This is a genomic window from Streptomyces sp. H27-D2 (assembly GCF_035828615.1).
Lineage (GTDB): Bacteria > Actinomycetota > Actinomycetes > Streptomycetales > Streptomycetaceae > Streptomyces.
In genome coordinates, this window is sequence record NZ_JAYMZR010000028.1 from 62,098 (window position 1) to 71,389 (window position 9,292).

Consider the following 9,292-nt stretch of genomic DNA (forward strand, 5'->3'; position numbering starts at 1 on the left):
GCGCAGCGCCCGGTGTGGCCGATCAGCAGGCCGAGCTGGTGCGGGTAGCGCTTTCCGGCTCGGTCGGCAGCCCGACCAGCTCCAGCAGTTCGGATGCCCGGCTGCGCGCCTTGCGGCGGCCCCAGCCGAGCAGCAGCGGCACGGTCGCGATGTTGTCGAGCACCGTGCGGTGCGGGAACAGCCCGGACTGCTGGATGACGTAGCCGATGCCGCGCCGCAGTTCGGCGGCGTCGGCGTCGCGGATGTCCTGGCCGCCGAGGCTGATCGTGCCGGAGGTCTGCTCGACCATGCGGTTGATCATCCGCAGCGATGTGGTCTTGCCGCAGCCCGAGGAGCCGACGAGGACGGTGATGCCGCCCTCGGGGACCTCCAGCGTGAGGTCATGGACGGCTGTCGTGCCGTTCGGAAACTGTTTGTGCACCGCGTCGAATCTGATCATCAGCCATCCCTTGCCCGGCTTGTATATCGTCATGCAGAGTTCTCGGAGACTGAATAGATGTCAATGCTTCGAGGAAAAGCACTCGTTACTTCTGCCTCATCACGCCCATGGGGCAAGACGGAGTGTCCGGAAAAGGAGGGGCTCGCGCATGATGTCGTCCCGCATGGTGGACAGTACCGGTCAGCGAACCGAAGGCCCCTGGCAGCTCCCGCCCGCTGTGATCGTTCCGCTCGATGGCCGGAATCTGCCGGTCGCGGACGTGATCCGGCTCGCCGACCGCACCGCACGGCCCGAACCCGACCCCGAAGCGCTCAAGCTCGTCGAACACTCCTGGCAGACCGCCCGGGGCCTGGCCGCCAGCGGCCGGGTCTACGGCCGCAGCACCGGCGTCGGCGCCAACCGGCACGAGCAGGTGCAACCCGTGGACGCCGCCGACCACGGCCTGCGGCTGCTGCGCAGCCATGCGGGCGCCATCGGCCGCCAACTGCCCGCCCGGCAGGTCAGAGCGATGCTCGCGGTCCGCGCCAACCAGCTCCTCGCGGGCGGCGCGGGGCTGCGCCCCGACATCGTCACCAGCCTGGTCGAAGCCCTCGAATCCGGCGCGTACCCGGTGGTCAACGAGTACGGCGCGGTCGGCACCGGCGACCTCGCGGCCCTCGCCCAGATGGGCCTCGCGCTGGCCGGCGAACACCCCTGGGAAGGCGGCCCCGCGCCGGCCCCGCTCGCCCTCGACAACAACGACGCACTCGCCCTGATCAGCAGCAACGCGCTCACCCTCGGCCAGTCCGCGCTGGCCCTCGATGAGCTGCGCCGGCTGCTCTCCGCCGCCCAGGTCGTCGCCGCGCTCTCGCTGCTCGCGGTCGACGGCTCGTACGAGGCGTACGCGGAGCCCGTGCACGCCGCCCGTCCGCACCCGGGCTCCGTGGCCGCCGCCGCCCGCTCACGGCGGCTGCTCGGCGCCCCCGCCCGGCCCACGCCGCCGCTGGGCCGCATCCAGGACCCGTACGGCTTCCGCTGCCTGCCGCAGATCCACGGCCCGGCCATGGACGCGGCCGACGCGCTGGAACGGGTCCTCGCCGTCGAGATCAACGCCGCCGCCGAGAACCCGCTGATCTGCCCCGAGGACCGCGCCGCCTACCATCACGGCGGCTTCTACATCGCCCAAGTCGCCCTCGCGCTCGACCACTTCAGACTCGCGCTGGTGCAGACCGCGCGGCTCTCCACCGCCCGCCTCTCGGCCCTGTCCGAGCCGAACTTCACCCGGCTGAGGCCCTTCCTCGCCGACGGCGCGCCCGCCAGCTCCGGGGTGATGATCCTCGAATACGCGGCGGGGGCCGCCCTCGGCGAACTGCGCGAGGTGTGCGCCCCCGCTTCGCTCGGTCACGCCGTACTCTCCCGGGGCGTGGAGGAGCAGGCCAGCTTCGCTTCGCTCGGCGCCCGGCAGAGTCTGCGGGTGGGCGAGAATTACCGGCTCGTACTAGGTTGCGAACTTGTCGCGGCCGTACGGGCGCTGCGCCAGCGCGATCTGCGGCCCGACCCGGACCTCCCGGTCGGCCGCGCCTTCGAACTGGCCGAGGAGGTCCTCGACCCGGGCCTCCAGGACCGGCCGCTGACGGATGACGTGAGCGCCGCGGCAGCCGTGCTCGACCGGTTCACCGAACTCTGAACGACGCGGAACTCTGAACGACGCGCGTCCGGACGGCACGCCCCGGGGGGTGGGGGTACGTATCCGCGGGGCGCGTGCCCGCCGGGGACGCGAGCACGAGCACGAGTGTGAACACGAGCAGGACACCCGCGGCGCAACCGCGGGACACGAACACTCTCAACAGGAGGACCGGATGAGCATGGCGGACGGCAATACGTCCCGTAGCGCGTCCGCACGGCTTCAGCAGCTCTTCGAGGGGCACCGGCTGACGCCCACGCAGCGCCGTATCGCGCACTGCATGGTGCGGCGGGCGGCCGACGCGCCCTTCCTGTCGAGCGTGGAGCTGGCGGAGCTGGCCGGGGTCAGTCAGCCGTCCGTGACCCGCTTCGCGGTCGCGCTGGGCTTCGACGGCTACCCCGCCCTGCGCAAGCACCTGCGGGAGGTCGCCCCGGCGGTCGACACGGGGGCGGGCGAGGGCGCGTACAACGAATACCAGCAGGCCGTACAGGCCGAGATCGAGAACCTGCGGCACCTGTCCCTGCTGCTCGCGGACCCGGTCCCGGTCGAGCGCGCCGGACGGCTGCTCGCCGACTCCAGGCCGCTGCCGGTGCTCGGGCTGCGCGCCGCCTCGTCCCAGGCGCGCGGTTTCGCGTACTTCGCCGCCAAGGTGCACCCGGACGTCCGGCTGCTCGACGAGGGCGGCACGATGCTCGCGGACCGCATCGACGCCGCAGGGCGCGCGGGCGCGACCGCACTCCTGTGCTTCGCGCTGCCGCGCCACCCGCGCGAAGTCGTCGACGCGCTGGAGCACGCGCGGGGCGTGGGCCTGACCGTGGTGACGGTCGCGGACAGCGCCTTCGCGCCCGTCGCCAAACACACCGACCTGCTGCTGCCCGCCGCCGTCGGCACCGGCCTGGCCTTCGACACGGCCTGCGCCCCGATGCTGCTGGGGCGCGTACTGCTGGAGGCGATGTGCGACGGGCTGCCGGACGCGCAGGCGCGGCTGGAGGAGTTCGACGCGACGGCGGCGGCGCGCGGGTTGTTCGTGGAGTGAGGGCCGCTGTCGCCGCCGACTCCTCCGGGAACAGGCCGTGGCCCGGGTGGAGGCACGCATGAGGGATGCCGACCCGAGGTAGCGCTACCGCAGACCGGTCAGCGCCCCCGCGTGCCCGCCGCCGCTCTCCGCGACGATCTCGGCCGTCGTCTGGGGGGCGCGGACGGTCGCGAAGCGCACGCCCCCGTCCGGCTGTGTCGTGAAGCCGTAGACCGCAGGGCGGGGCAGGCTGTTGTACGCGTAGTGGTTCGAGAAGTAGTACGCGCCGGTGTCGAGCAGCCCCACCAGATCGCCCGCCGCGAGCAGCGGCAGCGGCCGGTTCCGGGCGACCAGATCGCCCGCGAAGCAGCACGGTCCCGCGATGTCCTGCGGGACCGCGCCGCCGGTCTTGGGACGGCCCCGCGGGTCGTACGCGGCCACCCGGATCGGCCAGGAGGCCGGCGTGAAGACGGTGCGGACCGCGATCTGCGCGCCCGCGTGCGTGACGGCGATGGCGCGCCCGCCGGCCGACTTGGCGTACTCGACGTGCGCGAGGACCAGGCCGCTCTTGGCGAGCAGGGAGCGGCCGAACTCGGTGACCAGGCCGTAGCGCCCGTCGAAGAGGCCGGGGACGGTGGCCCGCAGCAGCCGCGCGTAGTCGCGGAAGCCGGGCCGGACCTCGTCGTCGTCGAAGTTGACCGGGAGTCCGCCGCCGATGTCGATGGTGCCGATCTGCTGCCGTCCGGCCGCCGCGTTGATCTCCTCGGCCAGGTCGTACGTGGCCCGCACGCCCTGCGCCATCGTCTCCAACGCCATCCCCTGCGAGCCCGCATGGGCGTGCAGCCGGGTCAGCCACGGCCGGTCCAGGTAGGCGCGCACGGTCCACTCGCGCGCCCCCTCGTCGCACAGTGCGACCCCGAACTTCGAGGTCGCCGTCGCGGTGCTCATCGCGTCGATGCTGCCCCCGCCGAGCTGCGGATTGACCCGCAGACCGATCGGCGAGGCGGTCGGTGCGGACCGTACGAGCGCGTCGATGCGCGCCAACTCCTGCGGGTTGTCCGCGTTGACGGCGATGCCCAGCGCGAGCGCCTCGCGCAGCTCGGCCGGGGTCTTCGCGGGCGAGTCCAGCACCGTGCGGGACGGCGGCACGCCCGCCGCGCGGGCCAGCGCCAGTTCGCCGGGGCTGGCCACCTCGCAGCCCAGCCCCTCGTCGCGCAGCAGCCGCAGCACGGGTACGAGCGCGGCGGCCTTGACGGCGAAGGCGTGCAGCACGGGGGTGCCGGGCGCGGTCACCTCCTCGAACGCCTCCCGCAGCTCCCGCGCCGCCGCCCGTACGCCGGCCACGTCCAGCAGCCCGACGACGGGCTGCGCGGCCCCGATCAGCCCCTGCTCCACCGCCGCCCGCACGGCCCGCTCGCGCCGCGACACCGGGTGCCCGGCGGACGGCGGGAGGACGGTCGGCCGCTGTCCGGCGGGCAGTGCGACGGTCGCGTCGGAGTCGGCGTCCCCGATGCTCACCGGAATCGTTTCCGCGTCGGTGCCGGCACTCGCGTCCGCGTCGGTGCCGTGGCTCGCGTCCGAGCCTGCGCCTGCTCCGGAAGCCGCGCCCGCGCCCGCGTGCGCGCCCTCACGCCCCTGTCCCGTCTCCATGGAGGTCATAGGACCACTCCACCATCTCCGGGTCCGAACTGCCCAGTGCCTCGGGCGACCGTGATCCACTTGGCTGCGGGGCCGGGACCACCGCCCGGTGGACACGGGCTCGCGGGCGCGCCCGGCTGACTACAGTGGCGGCCGACCCGGAAGCCACGGACACGACACGCGCGAGGCGGGGCCACGCGGGGCTGAGCGAGCCGTGCGGGCCTTGCGGGCCGATCCGAGCAGGACGCCATGGGAAAGGGACGCCATGGAACGGGAACGGGCACACGAACGGGCACGGAGCCGGCCCGAACGGGTGCGGAACCCGGCGCAGGGGCGGGCCGGACGGATGCTGGGGACGAACCTCCGGGCGCTGCGCGCCGAGCGCGGCCTGTCGCTGTCGGAGGTGGCCCGCCGGTCGGGTCTGGCGAAGAGCGCGCTGTCGCAGCTCGAATCGGGTCAGGGCAACCCGACGATCCAAACGGTGTTCAGTCTGTCGAACGCTCTACAGGTCGCGGTCTCCGATCTGCTGACCGAACGAACCGAACCCGAGGTGCTCCTCGTGCGGTCCGCCGGGCTCGAAGTCCTCAGCAGCGAGGCAGTCGAATTACGGATGCTGCGCCGGATCGAACCGAAGGGCGGCGTCATGGAGGTGTACGACCAGCGGATCAGACCCGGCGCGCGACAGCACTCGAACGGGCACCCCGGACTGGAACACATCGTGGTCACGGCGGGTGTGCTGCTGGTCGGACCGCCCGAGGAGCCGTACGAGCTGGGGCCCGGCGACTACGTCCGCCTGTCCGGCGCGCGCCCGCACATCTATGAAGCGGTCGGTGAAGTTCCGGTTGTGTCGGTGCTGTTGATCGAGTATCCGCCCGGAGCGGGTATTGACCCCCCAGGAATGCCGCATTAGCGTCACCACCGTTCTGTAGAGAGAACGGCGGTGCCCAGCATGCACGTTCTCCGGAAGCGACCCGACGTCGTCGTGGTCGGCAGCGGCATCTCCGGTGCGGCCTGTGCGGAGGCGCTGACCCGGCGCGGGCTGCGGGTCACCGTCCTCGACCGCGCCCCGCTCGTCTCCGGCACCACCGCGCGCGGCGAGGGCAACCTGCTCGTCTCCGACAAGCCGCCAGGCCCCGAACTCACGCTCGCCCAGGCATCGCTGCGCCGCTGGCCCGTCCTGCTGGCCGCCCTGCGCGAGGAATTGGGGGCCGCCCTCGCCGACTGCGAGTACGAAGCCAAGGGCGGTCTCGTCGTGGCCACGGAAGAGGCCGAACTCGCCTCGTTACGCGCCTTCGCGGCCACGCAGCGCGGGGCGGGCGTCGAGGCGCTGGAGCTGGCAGGGCGCGAGGCCACCGCGTACGAGCCGCATCTGACGCCCCGCGTGCGCGGCGCGATGCACTACCCGCAGGACGCCCAACTCCAGCCGGTGCTGGCCGCCACCGCCCTGCTCGCCGCCGTCCGCGCGCGGGGCGGCCTGGTCCGTACGGGCGTGGAGGCGCTCGGCGTCGACCGCGACCGGCGCGGCCGGACGATCGCCGTCCGCACCGACGCGGGACCGCTGGCCTGCGGCGCGGTCGTCAACGCCTGCGGCCCCTGGGCCGGTTCCTTCGCCACCGCAGCCGACGCCCCGCTGCCCGTAATCCCGCGCCGGGGCATGGTGCTGGTCACCGCCCCGCTGCCGCCGGGAACCGTCCGGCACAAGGTGTACGACGCGGCCTACGTCGGCGCGGTCGGCAGCGACCTGGGCGACCCGGGCGACCTCCGGACCTCGACGGTCGTTGAGGCCACCCGTTCCGGGACCGTGCTCATAGGCTCCAGCCGCCAGTGGACCGGCTTCGACGCGACGCTCCGCGTCGACGTGCTGCGCGCCCTGGCCCGCAAGGCGACCGCGCTGTTCCCCGTGCTGAGCGCCGTCCCGGCGATCCGCGCGTACGGCGGCTTCCGCCCGTACACCCCCGACCACCTCCCGGTCATCGGCGAGGACCCGCGCCACCCCGGCCTGTGGCACGCCACCGGCCACGAGGGCGCGGGCATCGGCCTCGCGGCCTCGACGGGCGAACTGCTCGCCGAGCTGTACGCGGGGGAGCGACCGCACCTCGACCCCACCCCCTACAGGGTGGACCGGCCGGGCCTTCGGATGACGGGTGACGCCACATGAACGCGGATCTCACGCCCGGGGAACTTGGCGATCCCGGCAGCCCCGGCAGCCCCGGCAGCCCCGGTGGACCCGGCGACCCCGGCGGACCCGGGGGAGGGGCGCTGGGAGCGGGCGCGAGCGAAGAGGCCGACGCGGGGGCGTGCGCGCGGGGGCGCGTGGACACCGGAGTGCGCGGGAGCGCCGGGGCGCGCCGGACCGCGCTCGTACCCGTCTCACTGGACGGCGAGTCACGGCAGGCCCGGCCCGGTCAGACCGTCGCGGCGGTGCTGATCGCCGCAGGCCGCACGTCCTGGCGGACCACACGCGGCGCGGGTCGGCCGCGCGGCCTGTTCTGCGGCATCGGTGTCTGCCACGACTGCCTGGTGGTGGTCAACGGCTTACCCGACGTCCGCGCCTGCCAGCGCGAGGTCGCCGCCGGCGACGAGATCCGCACGCAGGTCGGGGCGGAACTCCCCAGCCTCCTGGAACTCCCCGGCCTGCCCGAACTCTCGCGACCGGACGAACCGTTGGGGCGGGCGTGGGCACCCCCGGCGGAGCGAAGGGAGCAGCCATGAGTTTCACGTCCCCGCAGGTGGTCGTCGTCGGGGCGGGCCCCGCCGGGCTGAACGCGGCACTGGCCGCCGCCGATTCGGGGGCGGCGGTCGTGCTGGTCGACAGTGCGGCACGGACCGGCGGTCAGTACTACCGGCAGTCGCCTGCCGAGTTCGCCGAGTTCGCCGATGCTGCTGGGGCCGCTGAGCCGGACAGGGCTGCGGCGGGCATCGCGCGAGTCGCGGGCGGCAAGCGTCACGTACGCCGTGGGCCCGCCGAAGCGGTTCGGCTGGAGCGCAGGGTGGCCGTGCACCCCCGTATCGAGTACCTCCCGCGCACCACTGTCTGGGCCGTGGAACCGGGACGGCCCGCGCCGCCCCCGCCGCGCGCCCCCGCCGCCGCAACTGATCGCGCCTCCGACCCCCACGTCATCCACCTCGTCCACATCCAGCAGGGTCCCGCCGACGGCGTCGGCCGCGCGCCCCGTACGCTCGCCGCCGCCGCGCTGGTCCTCTGCCCCGGCGCGTACGACAGGGCGCTGCCCTTCCCCGGCTGGGACCTGCCCGGCGTCGTGACGGCGGGGGCCGCGCAGGCACTGGCCAAGGGGCAGCGGATCGCGGTCGGCCGCCGGGTCGTCGTGTCCGGCACCGGGCCGTTCCTCCTCCCGGTCGCCTCGTCCCTGCTGGGCGTAGGGGCGCGCGTCAGGGGCGTGTACGAGGCGGGCTCACCCTCCGGTTGGCTGCGCGCGCCCCTCACCGCTCTCCGCGACGGCCGGACCAAGCTCCCCGAACTCGCCGCCCACACCGCTCGGATGGCCCGCCACCGCGTCCCGTACCGCACCCGCCACGCGGTCGTCGCAGCCCATGGCCGGGACCGCGTCGAGGCGGTGACCGTCGCCCGGCTCGACCCGGACTGGCGCATCCGGCCGGGTACGGAACGCCGCATCGAGGGGATCGACGCGCTCTGCATCGGCTACGGCTTCACCCCGCAACTGGAGCTCGCCGTCGCGGCGGGCTGCGAGCTGGGGAGCGACCCGGATGGGGGCGGGTACGTGATCGTGAACCCCTGGCAGGGCACCAGCACCCCGGGCGTGTACGCGGCCGGCGAGATCACCGGAATCGGCGGCGCTGAACTAGCCGCTGCGGAAGGCGTGTTGGCGGGCATCGCGGCGGCCGTACGCCTCGGCTGCCACGCCGAAGCCGAGCGCGCGCACGCGGCCCGCCGCCGCGTCCGAACAGGCCGCCGCTTCGCCGCCGCCCTCGCCGCGGCCCACCCGGTCCGGTCCGGCTGGCAGTCCTGGCTGAGCGACGACACCCTCGTCTGCCGCTGCGAGGAGGTCCCGTACCGCGATCTGAGAGCGGCGGTCCAAGGCCGGGGCGCGGACGGCACGCGCGCGCTGAAACTCACGAGCCGCGCGGGCCTCGGCGCGTGCCAGGGCCGGGTCTGCGGCCGCAACACGGCCGAGCTGGCGGCGGGGCTCGCAGCGGGGCTCGCTGCCGCTGGGCCTGGGCGGGCGACCGAACCCGGTGGCCCGCCCCACTCACCCGGCCCGCCCGACCCGTACGCCCTCGACCGCCGCCCCATCGCCCAGCCGATCCGCCTGGGGGACCTGGCGGTCACGGGCCCTCTGGGCGACCAGGGCGACCAGCCGGGCCCCCCAGAACAGGAAGCCCCCGTCCGCACCGCCCCCGACACTCCTGCTCCCGAAGCGCCTGAAGCGCCCGAAGCTTCCAAGCACCCCGAAACCCCCGACAGCCACGCCCCACCGGAGGAGGGGACCTAACAGCTGCCCGGCCACCAACTGCCCGCCCGCCAACACCCACCCGCCCACACCCACCCGCCCACAGC

General features: G+C 74.4%; 6 protein-coding genes and 2 pseudogenes. 6 read left to right on the top strand and 2 right to left on the bottom strand.

Features of this window, described 5'->3' with window-relative positions:
• Positions 1-32 precede the first annotated feature (32 nt).
• A pseudogene (locus QMK28_RS13780) lies at positions 33-439 on the bottom strand (ATP-binding cassette domain-containing protein); the annotation flags it as partial.
• Positions 440-590: 151 nt separating this feature from the next.
• Here QMK28_RS13780 and QMK28_RS13785 point away from each other — a divergent pair.
• Complete coding sequence (locus QMK28_RS13785; RefSeq protein ID WP_326437590.1) at positions 591-2,105, top strand: aromatic amino acid ammonia-lyase; 1,515 nt, start codon at positions 591-593, stop codon at positions 2,103-2,105.
• Between the two features lie 172 nt (positions 2,106-2,277).
• Complete coding sequence (locus tag QMK28_RS13790; protein WP_326437571.1) at positions 2,278-3,138, top strand: MurR/RpiR family transcriptional regulator; 861 nt, start codon at positions 2,278-2,280, stop codon at positions 3,136-3,138.
• An 84-nt stretch (positions 3,139-3,222) separates the two neighbouring features.
• Here QMK28_RS13790 and QMK28_RS13795 read toward each other — a convergent pair whose 3' ends face one another.
• The gene (locus QMK28_RS13795; RefSeq protein WP_326437573.1) at positions 3,223-4,776 is read right to left on the bottom strand and encodes a diaminopimelate decarboxylase; all 1,554 of its coding nucleotides are present in this window, start codon (positions 4,774-4,776) and stop codon (positions 3,223-3,225) included.
• 88 nt (positions 4,777-4,864) lie between these two features.
• Here QMK28_RS13795 and QMK28_RS13800 point away from each other — a divergent pair, with 88 nt between their 5' ends.
• The 4 genes and pseudogenes from QMK28_RS13800 (at position 4,865) to QMK28_RS13815 (ending at position 9,227) form a co-directional block, all read left to right on the top strand.
• Complete coding sequence (locus tag QMK28_RS13800; RefSeq protein WP_326437575.1) at positions 4,865-5,665, top strand: helix-turn-helix domain-containing protein; 801 nt, start codon at positions 4,865-4,867, stop codon at positions 5,663-5,665.
• 39 nt (positions 5,666-5,704) lie between these two features.
• Positions 5,705-6,913: an NAD(P)/FAD-dependent oxidoreductase gene (locus tag QMK28_RS13805; RefSeq protein WP_326437577.1), complete on the top strand. Its 1,209-nt coding sequence runs from the start codon at positions 5,705-5,707 to the stop codon at positions 6,911-6,913.
• A gap of 215 nt (positions 6,914-7,128) precedes the next feature.
• Positions 7,129-7,356, top strand: a pseudogene (locus tag QMK28_RS13810) ((2Fe-2S)-binding protein); the annotation flags it as partial.
• 107 nt (positions 7,357-7,463) lie between these two features.
• Complete coding sequence (locus QMK28_RS13815; protein WP_326437579.1) at positions 7,464-9,227, top strand: FAD-dependent oxidoreductase; 1,764 nt, start codon at positions 7,464-7,466, stop codon at positions 9,225-9,227.
• Positions 9,228-9,292: the final 65 nt, after the last annotated feature.